Source organism: Verminephrobacter aporrectodeae subsp. tuberculatae (assembly GCF_026127385.1).
Lineage (GTDB): Bacteria > Pseudomonadota > Gammaproteobacteria > Burkholderiales > Burkholderiaceae_C > Acidovorax > Acidovorax aporrectodeae.
Genome location: NZ_QZCX01000003.1, coordinates 1083483 through 1098961, shown reverse-complemented (window position 1 = coordinate 1098961; position 15479 = coordinate 1083483). Strand labels below are relative to the sequence as shown.

General features: G+C 66.8%; 12 protein-coding genes and 1 tRNA gene. 3 read left to right on the top strand and 10 right to left on the bottom strand.

The window, feature by feature from the left end; translation table 11 throughout:
• Nucleotides 1–10: 10 nt before the first annotated feature.
• The 4 genes from D5041_RS19955 to D5041_RS19940 all read right to left on the bottom strand — a co-directional run bounded on the left by D5041_RS19955 (nt 11) and on the right by D5041_RS19940 (nt 2808).
• Nucleotides 11–457: a GatB/YqeY domain-containing protein gene (locus tag D5041_RS19955; protein ID WP_265285570.1), complete on the bottom strand. Its 447-nt coding sequence runs from the start codon at nt 455–457 to the stop codon at nt 11–13.
• Between the two features lie 113 nt (nt 458–570).
• The gene (gene rpsU / locus D5041_RS19950; protein ID WP_007833691.1) at nt 571–783 is read right to left on the bottom strand and encodes a 30S ribosomal protein S21; all 213 of its coding nucleotides are present in this window, start codon (nt 781–783) and stop codon (nt 571–573) included.
• 170 nt (nt 784–953) lie between these two features.
• Nucleotides 954–1358, bottom strand: coding sequence for a hypothetical protein (locus D5041_RS19945; RefSeq protein WP_265259164.1), 405 nt, complete (start codon nt 1356–1358; stop codon nt 954–956).
• Between the two features lie 97 nt (nt 1359–1455).
• The gene (locus D5041_RS19940; RefSeq protein ID WP_407702307.1) at nt 1456–2808 is read right to left on the bottom strand and encodes a citrate synthase; all 1353 of its coding nucleotides are present in this window, start codon (nt 2806–2808) and stop codon (nt 1456–1458) included.
• 151 nt (nt 2809–2959) lie between these two features.
• Here D5041_RS19940 and D5041_RS19935 point away from each other — a divergent pair, with 151 nt between their 5' ends.
• Nucleotides 2960–4585 (top strand): peptide chain release factor 3, encoded by a 1626-nt coding sequence (locus tag D5041_RS19935; RefSeq protein ID WP_010103214.1) that lies wholly within the window; start codon nt 2960–2962, stop codon nt 4583–4585.
• 13 nt (nt 4586–4598) lie between these two features.
• On the opposite strand, the gene D5041_RS19930 is transcribed toward D5041_RS19935, so the two are convergent.
• The 6 genes from D5041_RS19930 to D5041_RS19905 all read right to left on the bottom strand — a co-directional run bounded on the left by D5041_RS19930 (nt 4599) and on the right by D5041_RS19905 (nt 13605).
• Nucleotides 4599–4673, bottom strand: a tRNA-Arg gene (locus D5041_RS19930).
• A 36-nt stretch (nt 4674–4709) separates the two neighbouring features.
• On the bottom strand, nt 4710–8771 hold the full coding sequence (locus D5041_RS19925) for a translocation/assembly module TamB domain-containing protein (RefSeq protein WP_265285569.1): 4062 nt from the start codon (nt 8769–8771) through the stop codon (nt 4710–4712).
• Complete coding sequence (locus D5041_RS19920) at nt 8771–10696, bottom strand: autotransporter assembly complex protein TamA (RefSeq protein ID WP_265285568.1); 1926 nt, start codon at nt 10694–10696, stop codon at nt 8771–8773. Before D5041_RS19920 ends, D5041_RS19925 begins: the two co-directional genes overlap by 1 nt.
• Nucleotides 10697–10884: 188 nt before the next feature.
• Nucleotides 10885–12072: a vWA domain-containing protein gene (locus tag D5041_RS19915; protein ID WP_265285567.1), complete on the bottom strand. Its 1188-nt coding sequence runs from the start codon at nt 12070–12072 to the stop codon at nt 10885–10887.
• A 36-nt stretch (nt 12073–12108) separates the two neighbouring features.
• Nucleotides 12109–12708, bottom strand: coding sequence for a GNAT family N-acetyltransferase (locus D5041_RS19910; protein WP_010100991.1), 600 nt, complete (start codon nt 12706–12708; stop codon nt 12109–12111).
• Nucleotides 12709–12750: 42 nt separating this feature from the next.
• Nucleotides 12751–13605, bottom strand: coding sequence for an AAA family ATPase (locus tag D5041_RS19905; protein ID WP_265285566.1), 855 nt, complete (start codon nt 13603–13605; stop codon nt 12751–12753).
• A gap of 103 nt (nt 13606–13708) precedes the next feature.
• Here D5041_RS19905 and D5041_RS19900 point away from each other — a divergent pair, with 103 nt between their 5' ends.
• Complete coding sequence (locus D5041_RS19900) at nt 13709–14374, top strand: c-type cytochrome (RefSeq protein WP_010101323.1); 666 nt, start codon at nt 13709–13711, stop codon at nt 14372–14374.
• Nucleotides 14375–14679: 305 nt separating this feature from the next.
• Nucleotides 14680–15444, top strand: a complete 765-nt coding sequence (locus D5041_RS19895) for a DUF3800 domain-containing protein (RefSeq protein WP_265285565.1) — start codon at nt 14680–14682, stop codon at nt 15442–15444.
• Nucleotides 15445–15479: the final 35 nt, after the last annotated feature.

The following is a 15479-nucleotide window of genomic DNA, read 5'->3' as shown; positions in this document are numbered from 1 at the left end:
TCGCAGGGCGTCAGCCCGCGAGCGCGGCCTTCGCGGCGGCGGACACCTGGCCCATGTCGGCCTTGCCCGCCAGGCGGGTCTTGGCCATGCCCATGACCTTGCCCATGTCGCCCGGGCCGGTGGCGCCGAGTTCGGCCACGATGGCCTGCACGGCGGCCAGGGTTTGTGCGGCCGACATGCGCTCCGGCAGATAGGCTTGCAGCACGACCAGTTCGGCCTTTTCCTTGTCGGCCAGATCCTGGCGGCCAGCGCCCTCAAAAGCCCCGATGCTGTCCTTGCGCTGCTTGATGAGTCGGTCGACGATGGCTTCCACGGCCGTGTCATCGAGCGTGACGCGCTCGTCGACTTCCTTTTGCTTGATCGCCGCCAGCAGCAGGCGGATGGCGCCCAGGCGCTCGCTGTCCTTGGCACGCATGGCGGTTTTCATGTCTTCGGTGATCTGGTCCTTGAGGGACATGGCGTTCTCCTGTGCAGGATTTTTCAAAAAAAAGAAAACCCGCGCCAGGGGTGCCGAGCGCGGGTCGAGCGCGAACTACTGGGGGGACCCCGGGCGGGCCCGGGAGCCGGGGATCAGTACAGTTTCTTGGGCAGTTGCATGCTGCGAACGCGCTTGTAGTGGCGCTTGACGGCGGCGGCCTTCTTGCGTTTGCGCTCGGCCGTGGGCTTTTCGTAGAACTCGCGCGCGCGCAGGTCCGTCAGCAGGCCGAGCTTTTCAATGGTGCGCTTGAAGCGGCGCAGGGCAACGTCAAAGGGCTCGTTTTCTTTTACGCGGATCGTAGTCATTGGCTTTCCAAAATATGCCCACAGAGGGGCTTCCGGGAAGATCGGGCCTGAAGGCCCCGTCTGTGGGTCTGCAACTGGTGTTTGGCCGACGGGGCATTGCCAGCAAAGCCCGGCATTATAGCCGCTGTCGCCCCATACGCCGCAAGCCGCAATGCGTTCGCTGGCGCGCGTCACGAATGGGCAAACAGCCCCCCCTCGTCGAGCAGCTCATACGCGATCCGGGGCCGCGCGGCCATGCTTTTCTTGATTGCTGCGGGAATCGCCTGCCGGGTCTTGCGGCACAGGCCGGGTTGCTCGTGCACCAGGATCACGATCCCGCGCAGGCTGTGCACCCCGCGCGGGTTCGGGGTGATGGACAGGCGGATGCCAAGCTGCTGCGCCATGCGCTCCTGCATCTGGCGCAACTCGCCCAGGCTGCCCAGGTTCTCCAGCCGCTCCAGCATTTTTTTTTCCTCGGGGCGGGTCAGCCGCAGTACCCGCACGTCGTCGTCCGGGGCCTGGAGCAGCGTGTCCCGCTGACAAATACAGGTCCCCGGGGGGCATTCGGTGCGGACGGGGAACGGGAACTGCGTCATGGACGGGGGCCGGCGGTGGTGCGGGGCAGTCAGCCCATTTTAGGTGGAAGTTCCCCCGCCCTTGAGCCGAATTTGCCAAGCCAGGGTGCTGGCAGGCTCAACCAATGAGCGGTTTGTGCTCTGTTCGTTCCGCAGGAGGCACGAAGGGACGAAAATCCGATCCCACATAGAGTTGGCGTGGGCGCACAATCTTGACCGCCGGGTCCGTGATCATCTCATTCCAGTGAGCGATCCAGCCCGCAGTGCGGGCCACGGCAAATTGCGCCGTGAACATGGACAGCGGGATGCCAATGGTCTTGAGAATCAGCCCCGAATAAAAGTCAACGTTGGGGTAGAGCTTGCGTTCGATGAAGAAATCATCGTTGAGTGCAATACGCTCCAATTCGAGCGCCATTTTCAGCAGCGGATCATCCTTTTTCCCATATGCCTCAAGCACCTCGTAGCAATACCGCCGCAAGACTTTTGCCCGTGGATCGTAGGTTTTGTAAACCCGGTGCCCGAAACCCATCAAGCGATAGGGATCGTTCCTGTCCTTCGCCCGCTTGATGACGGCGGGGATATTTTCAATGGAGCCGATTTCATTGAGCGTTTGCAGCACGCCCTCATTGGCACCACCGTGCAACGGCCCCCAAAGCGATGCAATGCCTGCAGCAATACAGGCATAGGGGTTCGCACGGCTTGAGCCAACCGAGCGCACCGTGAACGTCGAGGCATTTTGCTCATGGTCGGCCTGCACGATCAACACCGCGTTGAAGGCCCGCACGCCAGCCGGGTTGAGCTTGAAGGGCTCGCATGGGACGGCAAACAACATTTGCATGAAGTTTGAAACGTAATCGAGATCGTTGCGTGGGTAGACCATGGGTTGTCCAACGGAATACTTGTAAGCCATTGCCGCAATGGTCGGCATTTTTGCAATCAGGCGATGCGCCACAATTTTGCGATCATCCGCATTGAATATGTCAAGCCCATCATGATAGAACGCCGACAGGGCACCGGTCATGCCGCACATGACGGCCATGGGATGTGCATCGCGCCGGAAGCCACGCAGGAAAAACACCATTTGCTCATTTACCATCGAATGGTAAGTGATGTTGTGCTGGAATTCCGCCTTCTGGCCGGGCGTCGGCAAATCGCCATTCAGCAGCAACCAAGCCACGTCCAGATAATCAGAGTTGTCAACCAACTCGTCAATCGAATAGCCGCGATAGCGCAAAATCCCTTCGTCTCCATTGACATATGTGATTGAAGATTTGCAGATTCCGGTATTCATCAATCCAATATCCAGAGTGCAAACTCCGGTATTTTTATGAAGATCAGCGATATCCAGCATTTCCGGGCCATTCGTAGGCACCAGCACAGGAAAGTCGTTTCCTGCGCCAGTGGATGGCAACGAGCTTCTCTTCGCATCGGGCGTTGATTGGGGATCCATTTTCTTTGCCTTTCCTTTCATGAATCAGGCTTTTCCACGCAAGATCGGGTTGATGGAGGTCCAAGATTGGACGGTATGAAGCTGTGAATTATGGCCTGCCGGAAGGGGGGCGGGGGCCGATAAAATCGCCGCACCCGCGACCATCCCACCCCTTTTTCGGAACTCCCCTGTTGTGTCCTACGCCTTGGAAACCCGGCGCCGCCGTACCTTTGCCATCATTTCGCACCCCGACGCGGGCAAGACGACGCTGACCGAAAAGCTGCTGCTGTTCTCGGGTGCGATCCAGATCGCCGGCGCCGTCAAGGGCCGCAAGGCCAGCCGCCACGCCACCTCCGACTGGATGGAGATCGAAAAACAGCGCGGCATCTCGGTGGCGTCGAGCGTGATGCAGATGCTCTACCGCGAGCATGTCATCAACCTGCTCGACACCCCCGGGCACAAGGACTTTTCCGAAGACACTTACCGCGTGCTCACCGCCGTCGATTCGGCGCTGATGGTGATCGACGCCGCGAACGGTGTGGAGGCGCAGACGCGCCGCCTGATCGAGGTCTGCCGCCAGCGCGACACGCCCATCATCACCTTCGTGAACAAGATGGACCGCGAGGTGCGCGACCCGCTGGACCTGCTCGACGAGGTCGAACGCGAACTGGGAATGCCCTGCTGCCCCATGACCTGGCCCGTGGGGCAGGGCAAGAGCTTTGGCGGAATCATCCAGCTGCGCGCGCAAACCATGACGCTGTTCGAGCCCGGCAGCGAGCGCCGCCCGCAGGACTTTGAAGCGCTTCCCCTGGCCGACGCGCACCGGCTGCGCGCCCGCTTTGGCGCGGCGTTCGACGCTGCCATGGAGAGCATGGAATTGGCCGCCGGCGCGTCGCCCGCCTGGGACCCGGCGGCCTTTCTGGCGGGCAGGCTCACGCCCGTGTTCTTCGGCTCGGGCGTGAACAACTTCGGCGTGCTGGAGGTGCTCGACGCGCTGGTGGACATGGCCCCGCCCCCCGGCCCGCGCCGGAGCACGCTCGTGCTCGACGGGCAGCGCGTGGTGCAGACCGTCCAGCCCGAGGACGAGGGTTTCTCGGGGGTCGTTTTCAAGGTGCAGGCGAATATGGACGCGAACCACCGCGACCGCATCGCGTTTGTGCGCGTGGCCTCCGGCAGGTACGTGCCGGGCATGCGGCTCAAGGTGCAGCGCAGCGCCAAGGAACTGCGCCCGACCTCGGTCGTGACCTTCATGAGCCAGCGCCGCGAGGCGGTGGAACAAGCCTACGCGGGCGACATCATCGGCTTTACCACGCACGGCGGCGTGCAGTTGGGCGACACCATCACCGACGGCGCGAGCCTGCAGTTCACGGGCCTGCCGTTCTTTGCCCCGGAGTTGTTCATGAGCGTGGTGCTCCTGAACCCGCTGCGCGCCAAGCAGTTGCAGCAGGGCCTGGCCCAACTGGGCGAAGAGGGGGCGATCCAGGTCTTCAAGCCGGACGCCGGCGGCCACATGCTGCTGGGTGCCGTGGGTGCGTTGCAGTTTGACGTGGTGCAGCACCGCCTGCGCGCCGAGTACGACGCCAATGTGCGCCTGGAAGGCTGTCAGTACACCGGCGCGCGCTGGATCACGGCGGACGACCCTGCGCAACTGCGTGCGTTCACCGACGCCTACCCCCTGCGCCTGGCGCACGACGCGGCCGGCACGCTGGCCTACCTGTGCACCAGCCCCTACGACGTGCGGCTGGCGCAGGAGCGTTTTCCGGAAATCCGCTTCCACCCGCTGCGCGAACACGCGGGGCTGGCGCTGCAGGCCGGTTGATTTCCATGGGTGTTGGTCCCCTCGACAGGAATCGAACCTGTATCTAGCGCTTAGGAGGCACTCGTTCTGTCCATTGAACTACGAGGAGGCGAGCGCGCACATTGTAGGGCCCGGGTGCGCGCGCTCAGTCGTACTTCACGGTGTAGATGATGTCCAGCGCGCTTTTCTCCCCCGTCTGCCCGCGCAGGGTCAGGCGCCGCGAGAGGTCGTAGAAGATGTACAGCGTGCCCAGCGTTCCCGACAGGCTGCGCTCGTAGCTCACGTACAAATTCTTCGACAGGCGCTTGCCGAAGGTCAGGGCGGCCGCTCCCGCGTCCTCGCCCGCAGCGGGGCCGCGAAAGCCGATCTCGTCCAGGCCCAGGCGGTTGGCTACGCCAGCGGTGCTGCCGCCCTTGCGGCCCAGCAGCGCCAGGGCGGCCTGCTGCAGCAAGGCGGCTTCGGCGCCACCGGCCGATGTGCTGCGACCCAGCACGACCCATGAGAGCTTTTCCGCGTCGGGCATTTCGGGTTCGGAATAGAGCGTGACGCGCGGTGCCTGCGCCGTCCCGGTGACCTGCACCCCGGCGCGCACGCTGATGTTCGGGCGCAGCGCCAGGATGTCGAGCGAGGGGTTGTCGTGGGGTCCGTTGAAGCGGATCAGGCCGGTCTCCACGTCGAGCACCTGGCCCCAGGCGCGGTAGCGGCCTTCCTCGGTGCGCACCTCGCCCGTCACGCGCGGCGGGGCACCTGCGTCGGCGCTGCTGCGGATCTCCAGCGTGCCCGTGAGCCGGGTGGTGATGCCATGGCCCTGCAGCGCAAAGTCGTTGCCCAGGTCGAGGGTGATGACGATGTCGGGCGGCTTGGCGGTTTCGGCCTGCGCCGCGAGCTGTTCCCTGGCCTGTGTCTGGATCCGTTCCTCGCGCTCCCGCGCGGCGGAGCGCACGATCACGTCCGAGCCCAGGTGGGGCGTGGATTCATCGGGCAGGATGATGGTCGCGCGGTCGATTCCGAGTGCGCCGCGCAGGCGGATCTGCCCCTGTTCCAACTGCGCCTGCAGGTGGCCCGACACGCTGACCTGGCGGTCCGCGCGCACCAGCACTTGCAGCGCCCGGGCTTCGGCCTGCAGGGACATGGTGATTCTCGACAAGCCGTCGGCCGCCTCGTCCCAGGTGATGCGGCCGCTGCCGCTGAGCGTTCCGCCGTCCTGCGGCGCCGGCGTGCGGTTGCCGCTGAAGCCGGCGATGCGGGCATTGCTGCCCCGCCCGCCCTGCAGGTGCAGTTCGGTGATGTCGAGTTGCTTGCCGCGCAGCGTGGCACGCAGGCGGCCACCCTGCAGGTCCACGCCGTCGATGAGCGAGCGCACGGCCAGGTCGTCCGCCCCCAGGGTTCCCGACCAGCGCGGGGCCTTGCGTGTTCCCGACAGGCTGGCGTCGGCGTCGAAGGTGCCGCGCACGCGCCAGCCGGGCGGTGCCAGCGCCGACCACAGGCCCATGTCGGGCAGTTGCGCGCGCAAGTGGCCCGCCAGTGGTGCGTCGGCGGCCCAGGTGCTGGCGCCGACCGCGCCGTCGCCGGCCAGGGTGATGCGCGTGCTCACGCGCGCGTCGATGTTGCCGGCGCGCTCGCTGGCCCAGAGCAGGTGTGCCTGCAGCGCGCCGCCGTCGGCCTCGACGCCGATCTCCGCCTGGCGCACGCCGGCCGCGCTGCCCTTGGCCCCGGCAGTGGCTTTCTCCACGGCATCGACCGTGAGGATGCGCAAATCGCCGCTGGCGCGGCGCAGGCTGGCGCTGGCGCGCAGGCCGGCACGGCGCTCCACGTTCCACTGCCCGTCGAGCACGATGTCGCTGGCCAGCCCCATGCGCGCGAGCAGAGGTTGCGCGGGGCTGCCGGCGGGCGGTGTGCCCGGACCCAGGGTGTCCAGGGCGTCCACCCAGGCCATGGGCAGGCCCTGCAATGTTCCCTGGGTCTGTAGTTGCGGGGGCGCCCCCGCACCGCCAGACCAGCGCAGCGGCTGCCAGCGCAGCGCCACCGTTCCGGGCAGCGGGCCGGTGAGACGGGCTTGGCCGGCCGAGGTTTCGAGGCGGAATGCGGGGGGCGGCGCGGAATGCGCGCTGGCACCCGCTTGGGGCGCGGCGCCGTGCAAGCCGCCCTGCAGGCGCGCATCTCGGGTGGGCTGGTCGCCGCCGGGCAATGGCGCGCGCAGATCAACCACTTGCGCTTGCACGGCGCGGGGCGCAGGGCTGCGCAGCTCTGCGGAGAGGGCCAGGCTGGCCTGCCCCAGGTTGCCCGAGAGTTCCGCCTGCACGGCGCGCAATTGAAGCGCCTGGCGCGCTGCGTCGGCGCCCGCTGCGGACGGCAGCGTCAGATCGAGCTGCGCCGTGCTCAGCGTGGCCTGCAGATCGAAGCGCTCCTGGTCCGTGGGCCGTGCGGCGCCTGCGCTCGTCGCTTGCAACTGCTGCACCAGCGTCTGCCAGCCGCCGTTCCAGCGCGTGCTCAGCCGGGCCGGGCCCTGGGCGCCGACGCCTTGCAGGGCGTGCTGCAGGTCGGCGCCGAGGAACGGTAGGCTGCGCAGCCAGCGCTGGGTGCGTCCGATGTCGCTCCATTCCAGCAGCAGCTCGCCGGAGCCGTCCCGCGGGGCGACGCGGGCGCGGGCGTGGGCGCTGGCGCCGGGCACGGTCAGCGCCAGCTGCCCCTGCGCGGACTGGGCGCCCAGCGCCAGTTGCACGCCGGTGGCTTCGACGCGCGCCTGCAGCGCGTCCAGCAGCAGATGGTCCAACTGCACGCTGCCACCGGTTCGTGCGGCCGCCGGCGCCTGCCAAGTGCCGCGTGCCGTGAGGCTGTCGATGCGCAGCGGGGCGGGGTCATGGGTTGGTGCGGCAGGCGCGGCGGGCGCGCGGATGTTCACGTCGAAGCGCACGGTCTTGCCCTGCGTCTGCGCGCTGACCTGGCCGGAGAGCGGCACGGCGGCGAGCGCGCTGTGCAGGGCGTTGGGGCGCAGCGCGCGCAGTTCGACCCGGCCCTCCAGCGCGCCGGTGTCGGGCGTATAGCGGCCCCGCGCCGTGGCGCGGCCGGCGCCGGCCTGGACGCTGGCGTCGGGAACGCTCCAGCTGCGGCCGTCGTAGGTCGCGCTGGCCTGCAGTGCGCTGATGGGCAGGCGGTTCCGGTCCCAGGGGCCCGCCAGGCCGTTGCGCAACTGCGCCTGCATGGACCAACCCGCCGCCTGACCCGGCGTGGGGCCGGCCTGCAGCGTGCCGTGCAGTTGCGTGGCCGGGGCCGACGGCCACAGCGCCGCCAGGTTCACTGCGCGCAGCGTGGCGCTGGCCGATTCCAGGGGCTGCGGCGCCCAGGGCGCGAGCGTGGCCTGCAGGTCGGCCTGCATGGACTCCGCGGTCGGCGCCGTGCCAGGAGCGGTGGGGCGCAGCTGCGTTTGCAGTTGCAATTGCGCCGCGGGCGTGGCCAGGGTTCCGCGCAGCCTGGCCTGCGCGCTCACGGGCATGGTTGCGCCGCCGGGCAGCGCGGTGTGCAGGCTGCCGTCCAGCGTGGCTTCGATGGCCATGGGCGCGAGCGCCTGCAGCGTGGCGCTGGCGCTGTAGCGGCCCTGCGCGAGTTCCACGCCGCCGATACGCAGGCGGTGCTCGTGTCCGTCGAAGCGGTAGTCCCCCACCAGGCCCGTGGCCTGCACGGCGGGCGCTGCGGCCCATTGCAACTGCTGCACGCGAAACGACGCGCCGATGCGCAGCGGCAGCAGCAACTGCGTGGGGGCCTGCACGGGTTCGGTGTCGGCCACGTCCCCGGGGGTGATTTGCACGCGCGCGGCCTGCACTTCGCCCAGTTCCAGGCGGCGGTGCAGCAGCGGGGCCAGCTGCCAGCCCAGGCGCAGCTCGTGCACCTCCACCGACAGGCCCGGGCTGCTCCAGCGCAGCCAGCCGATGCGCCCGCCGCTGCGCAGCGACCCGCTGACCGCGCGGCTCTCCAGCGTTTGTCCGGCGGGCAGGTAGTGCGCGGCGCGCGCGAGCGTGCTGGCCAGCGAGCTTGCGCTGCCAGCCCACCACCACAGCAGCGCAGCGGCGGCGAGCAGCAGCGCGGCCAGCGTCAGCAGCAGCCAGCCCAGCGCCCGCAGCGCACGGCGCCGGCGCCGCGGTGCGGGAGGCGGGGAGGATGCCCCGGCACTGAAGTCGCTGGCGCGGGGCGTGTGCTGGCGGGCGCGCATCAGAAGTTGTACCCCAGGCGCAGGTGCAGCCGCAGCTTGCGGGTTTTCGCGCCATAGGCCAGGTCCACCTGCAGCGGACCCACGGGACTGCGCCAGCGCAGGCCGGCGCCCAGGCCGACGCGCGGACGCAGGTCGCCCGCGCGGTCAGCGACGGCGCCGGCGTCGATGAACAGGGCACTCTCCCAGTCGGTCATGGTGCCGCCGTAGACGATGGGGCGCTGCCATTCGACGCTGCCCATCGCCATGTAGCGGCCGCCGTAGAGCTGGCCGTTGCCGCTGCGCGCGCCGATGCTGTGGTAGCCGTAGCCGCGCACGCTGGTGTCGCCGCCGGTGAGAAAGAGCTGGGGCGCGGGGATCTGCGCGCTCTCGCGTGCGAGCATCGCGCCGGCTTCGGTGCGCAGCGCCAGGCGGGCGTCGCGGCCACGGCCGGCGCTGTCCTGCACCCGCCCGGCTGGAATGAGGGATTGCCAGCGCAGCAGGGTGCGCACGAAGGGGTCGTGCGGGGGCTGCAGGGTGCTTCCCAGGCCCAGTTCCAGCGCCACGCCGTGGCCGCGCGTGGGGGCCGTCGGGTTGTCGAAGTAGCGGCCCGTCCAGCCGTAGTTCAGGCTCAGCGCGCTGCGCGGCGGGGGCGCATCGGTCCCCTGGCTGTTGGCGTAGTCGTATTGCAGAAAGTAGTTGCGGTCGATGTTCCGCGTGTTCTTGCTGCTGCCGGAACGCAGACGCCCGCTGTTCACGCGGTAGCCGTCCCGGGCCTCGCGCAGCGCCTGGCCGCCGGCAAACCAGCGCCAGCCGTTTTCGTCGGGCAGATCGGTCCATTCGGTGCTGGCGAGCTGGCTCTCGCGCTCCAGTGCGAGCTTGGTCACGGCGCGCCAGCCCAGGCCGGGCATCCGGTTGTGGATATGCTCCAGCGACAGGCGCGCGCCGCCGTCCGTCGAGAAGCCGGGGCCGAACACCAGCTTCTGCAGCGAGGCTTCCTGCACCTGCGCCACCACCGGCGCGGCCTGCGGGTCGCTGCCTTCGGTATCGAGCGTGAGGAACACGGCGTCGTAGTACCCGCTGCCGGCCAGGCGCAGCTGCGCGTCGAGCATCTGCGCTTCGTCGTAGACGGCGCCCGTGGGCAGGTGCGCCAGGCGCCGGGCCCCATCGGGGTCGTAGCGCTGGCCGCCCACGACCCGCAGCGGCCCGAAGCGGTAGGCCGGGCCGGGGTCGTAGGTGACGTCGAGCCGGGCCTCGTGCTTGTCGGCGTCGATGTCCGCGCGGCTGTCGGCAATGCGCGCCGCCGGGTGGCGGTGCGCCTGCAATTGGCGCAGTCCGCCGGTCTTGGCCGTGTCCCACGCCGACTGGGTGAATGGCTCGCCCGGCGGCAGCGACCAGTCGCTGCGCACAAGCTGCTGCTGGCGGGCGTTGGCCTGGCTTTCCTCGTCCTCTTTCTTGTCCGCTTTGTCGCCCCCTTCGGGCTTGCCATCGGCAAAGGCGATGTCTGCGCTCACGATCCGGGTTTGCGGGCCCGGTTGCACGCCGATCCGCACGCTGCGCGGAGCGGTCTGGTCGTCCGGGGTTTCGATCAGTTCGATCGTGATGGTGGGGGCAAAGTAGCCCATCGTTCCCAGCAATTCGCGGGCGTTCGCGTCCGCAGCGCCCAGCAGGCGCTGCAGTTCGCTCGCCTGCAGGTCGGGCAGGTTGCGAAAGCGCTGCAACTCCAGATGGCGCTCCAGCGTCTCGCGCACGTCGTCCGGTGCCTGCACCTGCACGCTGAACGCGGGGGGAGCCGCGGCGCCCTCCAGCGCCGGGTTCTTGTCGGCACCGAACGGCAGCAGGCTACAGCCTGGCAGGCACAGCGCGCTGCCAAGCAGCAGCGCCAGCAGTGCCGGCCATGAGGGCGGCGTGGGAAATGCGACGCCGGGGCGCAGGACGCGAAAGCTCACGAGGAAACAGGTTTTGCGGTTGTGGCAATCAAACGGAGTGGTCCGGGCGATCCCGCAGGGAAGCGCCCACGACCGAAACGCGACTATGCCCCAAAAAGCAATTGCCCTTGGTCAGACAGTTTCGCATGTTGCAGGTGGATAAAGGGACCTGCCGCGCGTGCGGCACCGGCCGCCAAGGACCCGGGTGCCTATTTTGACAGCAGCCGCATGCTCTCTTCGATCCCCTTGAGGGACAAGGGGTACATGCGGTTGCCGACGAGTTGCTGGATGATGCCCACGCTCTGGCGGTACGGCCACACGCCCTGGGGCTCGGGGTTGATCCAGGCATGCCGGGGGAAGGCGTGCGTGAGGCGTTGCAGCCATTCGGCGCCCGGCTCTTCGTTGTGGTATTCCACGCTGCCGCCGGGCTGCAGGATCTCGTAGGGGCTCATGGTGGCGTCGCCCACGAAGATCAGCTTGTAGTCCTTGTTGTACTTGCGGATGATGTCCCGGGTGGGGAATTTTTCCGCGAAGCGGCGGCGGTTGTTCTTCCACATGTGGTCGTACACGCAGTTGTGGAAGTAATAGAACTCCAGGTGCTTGAACTCGGTCTTCGCGGCGGAGAAAAGCTCTTGCACGCGCTGGATGTGCTCGTCCATGGTGCCGCCCACGTCCATGAGCAGCAGCAGTTTCACGGTGTTGTGGCGCTCGGGGAGCATCCTGATGTCGAGGTAGCCCGCGTTCACCGCCGTGCTGCGGATGGTGCCGGGCAGGTCCAGTTCCAGTTCCTGCCCCTCGCGGGCGAACCTGCGCAGGCGGCGCAGCGCCACCTTGATGTTGCGCGTTCCGAGTTCCTGCTGATCGTCGTAGTCCCGGTAGACGCGCTTCTCCCACACCTTCACGGCGCTCCGGGTGCGGCTCGCGCCGCCGATGCGGATTCCCTGCGGGTTGTAGCCGCCGTGGCCAAAGGGGCTGGTTCCGCCCGTGCCGATCCACTTGTTGCCACCCGCGTGGCGCTCCTGCTGCTCTTCGAGGCGCTTTCTCAGCGTCTCCATGAGTTCGTCCCAGCCCATCTTTTCGATGGCCGCCTTCTGCTCGGGTGTGAGCGCGTTTTCCAGGGTTTTGCGCAGCCAGTCGGCCGGAATCTCCCGGCCGAAGTCGGTGCGCATTTCCACGCCCTTGAAGTAGGCGCCGAAGGCGCGGTCGAACCGGTCGTAGTGCTTTTCGTCCTTGACCAGGATCAGGCGCGAGAGGCTGTAGAAATCGTCCAGGCTCCAGGCGTCATCCGACCCGGGGCCCGCCACGCCGGCTTGCAGCGCCTGGAGCAGGGTGAGAAATTCCTTGACGGACACCGGCAACCGGGCCGAACGCAGGGTGTAGAAGAAGTCGATCAGCATGGTTTGGTCCCCGGCGCCTGCGCTGCGTGCCACATGTCAATCGGACACGTGTTGCTCCAACAGGTAGAGCAGCTGTGTCCTGGCCTCGGGCCACTCGCCCGAGCGCATGCTGTACATCACCGTGTCGCGGATGGTTCCGTCGCGGCGCAGCGCGTGGCCGCGCAGTACGCCGTCCTTCTTGGCGCCGAGTCGCTCGATGGCTTTTTGCGAAGCAAAGTTGTAGTTGTCGGTGCGCCAGCCCACCACGTGGCAGCCCAGGGTGTCAAAGGCGTGGCCCATGAGCAGCAGCTTGACCGTGGTGTTGACGTGGGTGCGCTGCACGCTTTTGCGGTACCAGGTGTAGCCAATCTCCACGCGCCTGACTGCGGGGATGATGTCGTGGTAGCTGCTACAGCCCAGCACTTCGTCCGTGGCGTCGTCGAGCACGGCAAAGGCGAAGCGGTTGCCGTCCGCGCGCATTGCGAGCGCGGCCTCGATGTAGGCGCGGGTGTCTTGCGGCTCGGGAACCGAGGTCACGCGCAGCCGCCACAAGGCGCCATCGGCGGCGGCCGCGCGCAGCCCCGCTTCATGCTCCAGCGCCAGGGGTTCCAGGCGCACGCCGCGCGCGCGCAGGGTGACGGGTTCTACAAAGGCCATGGCCATGATCTTGTGTCTCCATCGATCCGGGGTTTCTTGCCGTCACCGGTTGCGCTGGTTCATGAAAACCAGCCTTTCAAACAGGCTCACGTCCTGCTCGTTCTTGAGCAGCGCACCCACCAGCGGCGGCACGGTGGGCTTGTGGTCGGCGCTTTGCAGCGCCGTGGGCGCAATGTCTTCGGCCACCAGCAGTTTGAGCCAGTCGAGCAGTTCGCTGGTCGAGGGTTTCTTTTTCAGGCCCGGCAGGTCGCGCATCCCGTAGAACGCCTGCAGCGCCGCGCCAAGCAGCTCGCTCCTGAGCGTGGGGAAATGCACGTTCACGATCTGGCGCATCGTCTCGGCCTCGGGGAACTTGATGAAGTGAAAGAAGCAACGGCGCAGAAAGGCGTCGGGCAGCTCTTTTTCGTTGTTCGAGGTAATGAATACCAGCGGGCGGTGCCGGGCCCGGACGAGTTCACGCGTCTCGTAGCAATAAAACTCCATGCGGTCAATCTCGCGCAGCAGGTCGTTCGGAAACTCGATGTCGGCCTTGTCGATCTCGTCGATCAGCAGCGCCACCGGGCTCTCGGCGGTGAAGGCCTGCCAGAGCACGCCGCGCACGATGTAGTTGCGGATGTCATGGACGCGCTCCGCGCTGTCGCCCGTGTCGAGTTGGCTGTCGCGCAGGCGGCTTACGGCGTCGTACTCGTACAGCCCCTGCTGCGCCTTGGTGGTGGACTTGATGTGCCATTGCAGCAGCGGTATGCCGAGCGCCTGCGCCACCTCCTCGGCAAGCATTGTCTTGCCGGTACCCGGCTCGCCTTTGATGAGCAGCGGGCGTTGCAGCGTGATCGCCGCGTTCACGGAAAGCCTCAGATCCGGGGTTGCGACGTAGTTCTGGGAGCCTTGGAATTTCATGGGGAAATCAGCGGATCGTTGATGAATGGGCGGGACGGGCGCTGGCTATAATCGGCCGCGGTCCCCAGCCAGAGCCGAACTTCCACGAGATTGTGCGCGCAAAATGAACCAGACGTTGACCACGCTATTTGCCTTGGCTGTCGCTTGCGCGACTGCATCGTCCCATGCCCAGGAAGTCAAGGGGGATGTGCAGGCCGGCAAACAGAAAATCGCCATGTGCATCGGCTGCCACGGCATTGCGGGCTACCAGGCCAGTTTTCCTGAAGTGCACAAGGTTCCCATGATCTCGGGCCAGAGCGGCAAATACATCGCCGCTGCGCTGCTCGCCTACCAAAAAGGCGAACGCAAGCACCCGACGATGCGCAGCATCGCCGAGTCGCTGAGCGAGCAGGACATCGCCGATCTGGCCGCGTACTACGAGCAGCATGGCAAGAGCGCCGCCGCCGAACGGCCCGCCGCGTCCGCCCGCGAACCCGGCGCGCGGGTGGCCGAACTCATGCAAAAAGGGGACTGCGTTTCCTGCCACGGCGCCCAATTTTCCAAACCCACCGACCCGGCGTTCCCCAAGGTCGCAGGCCAGCACGCCGACTACCTGCTGGTGGCGCTGAAGTCCTACAAGGCCGAGAAAAACGCCCGGATTGGCCGCAGCAACGCCGCCATGGCGGTTGCAGTCAAGCAGTTGAGCAACGCCGAGCTCAAGGCCCTGGCGAACTACATGAGCGGCCTTGAAGGGGAACTGCGCACGGTGCCGCAGCCGCTCTTTCGCTGACTTGGGCGTCAGAGTTTCCCCGCTGCTTGCCATCTCAAAGCGTCCAAGCTAAGATACGCCCCGGGCCAGGAGTGCTGTCGATCACGGTGCGTTGGACGATTGTTCCACTTGGCCTACCAAATTCCTGACGGGCCGCGGCTTCGCGGCCCGTCTTCATTTGGGGAAGGGAAGGGCAAGGGGACCTCGGTTGCGGATGCAACCAGGGCCTCAAACTCTCGAACCACCCGCTGTGCACCCGGATGATGCCGGGCCGGTGTCAGTGGCCTCCGACGCAAGAGGCTCCTGCGCCGCTTGTGGGAGTCAGCTTGTATCTGTTGTACCTCGACGAGTCTGGTCACCCACAGGACCCGGGCAGCAATTTCTTCGTCCTCGCGGGCGTCGCCGTGTTCGAGCGTTCGACGCATTGGCTGGACTCCCGCATCAGCCCCATCGCCGCGCGGTTCAATGCTGCGGATCCTTCGTCCGTTGAATTCCACGGGTCGCCCATGCACGCAGGCAAGGGCGATTGGTCGGGCATCGCTCCTGCCGAGCGTGTGCAGGCGGTAGTCGATATCTTGTCGCTGCTTGGAAATCAACAACTGAAGCTGCGCGTCTTCGCCTCGGTGATTGAAAAGTCCACGCTGCCGCTCAATCAGATTCTTGAACGCTCATTCGAAGCCGTTGCACATCAATTCGATCAGTATCTGGCAGATATGTGGACCAGACACCAGGACCCGCAGAGGGGGCTCGTCGTTTGCGACAAGGCTTCGTATGAACAAAAACTTCAAGCCCTTTCGTCGCTGTTCAAACACCAGGGCCACCAACTCGGGGGGCGTTTGCGGAACTTCGCGGAGGTCCCGCTCTTTCTTGACTCAAGGGCATCGCGGTTGATTCAGTTGGCGGACCTCATCGCGTACTGGATCTTTCGCTACTACCAGTCAAAGGATGATCGCGGATTCAGGTTGATTGAACCGTTCTTCCTTCGCCGTGCGCGGCAGCGGGTCGGTCTCGTCGCTTCGGTCACCCCCGCAACCATCGCCACCCTTGCTGCCATCGAGCCGGACAAGTACCCGTTTCCAAATCCCGCGTAGCCTGCCCCTGGCGTTGCGATGCCTTCATCGGTGAT

Bases quoted from the DNA above. Each gene is read 5' to 3' on its own strand.
- D5041_RS19900 (WP_010101323.1), top strand. From the start codon at position 13,709: ATGAACCAGACGTTGACCACGCTATTTGCCTTGGCTGTCGCTTGCGCG.
- D5041_RS19910 (WP_010100991.1), bottom strand. From the start codon at position 12,708: ATGGCCTTTGTAGAACCCGTCACCCTGCGCGCGCGCGGCGTGCGCCTG.
- D5041_RS19925 (WP_265285569.1), bottom strand. From the start codon at position 8,771: ATGCGCGCCCGCCAGCACACGCCCCGCGCCAGCGACTTCAGTGCCGGG.
- D5041_RS19945 (WP_265259164.1), bottom strand. From the start codon at position 1,358: ATGACGCAGTTCCCGTTCCCCGTCCGCACCGAATGCCCCCCGGGGACC.
- D5041_RS19915 (WP_265285567.1), bottom strand. From the start codon at position 12,072: ATGCTGATCGACTTCTTCTACACCCTGCGTTCGGCCCGGTTGCCGGTG.
- D5041_RS19955 (WP_265285570.1), bottom strand. From the start codon at position 457: ATGTCCCTCAAGGACCAGATCACCGAAGACATGAAAACCGCCATGCGT.
- rpsU (WP_007833691.1), bottom strand. From the start codon at position 783: ATGACTACGATCCGCGTAAAAGAAAACGAGCCCTTTGACGTTGCCCTG.
- D5041_RS19940 (WP_407702307.1), bottom strand. From the start codon at position 2,808: ATGAAAGGAAAGGCAAAGAAAATGGATCCCCAATCAACGCCCGATGCG.
- D5041_RS19905 (WP_265285566.1), bottom strand. From the start codon at position 13,605: ATGAAATTCCAAGGCTCCCAGAACTACGTCGCAACCCCGGATCTGAGG.